Here is a 311-nt window from a genome sequence, read left to right as displayed (position 1 = left end):
ATAGATAAGCCTCTTCCATTCTTATTTGGTGAAGACTTTAGCTTCTATGGTCAACAGTTGGCCCCAGCATACTTTGCATTTGTAGGTACTCGAAACGAAGACAAAGGTTTTGTGACTGGACTTCATACATCTCATCTTAATTTTGATGAAAAAGTATTAATCTATGTGGCAAATTATTATGAACAATTATTAATGCATTATGGAGAGGAGTAATTCACATTGACAGCAATATGGTCCGTCGATAAAGAAGCGTTTTTACAAAATGCTATTAAAGTTAAAAATGGTAATTCAATTATGGCTGTAGTGAAGAA

The 311-nt window shown here is 33.4% G+C and carries 1 protein-coding gene and 1 pseudogene; both read left to right on the top strand.

The annotated features are described in order from the left end of the window. A pseudogene (locus WQ54_RS17685) lies at positions 1–213 on the top strand (hydrolase); the annotation flags it as partial. A 6-nt stretch (positions 214–219) separates the two neighbouring features. Beyond that, a partial coding sequence (locus WQ54_RS34785) for a hypothetical protein (protein ID WP_231597563.1) occupies positions 220–311 on the top strand: 92 nt, incomplete at its 3' end.

Origin of the sequence: Bacillus sp. SA1-12 (genome assembly GCF_000981385.1) — a bacterium.
In the GTDB taxonomy this organism is placed as follows: Bacteria; Bacillota; Bacilli; order Bacillales; family Bacillaceae; genus Metabacillus.
The sequence above is the reverse complement of the archived record's forward strand: the minus strand, read 5'-3'. Positions and strand labels throughout refer to the sequence as shown.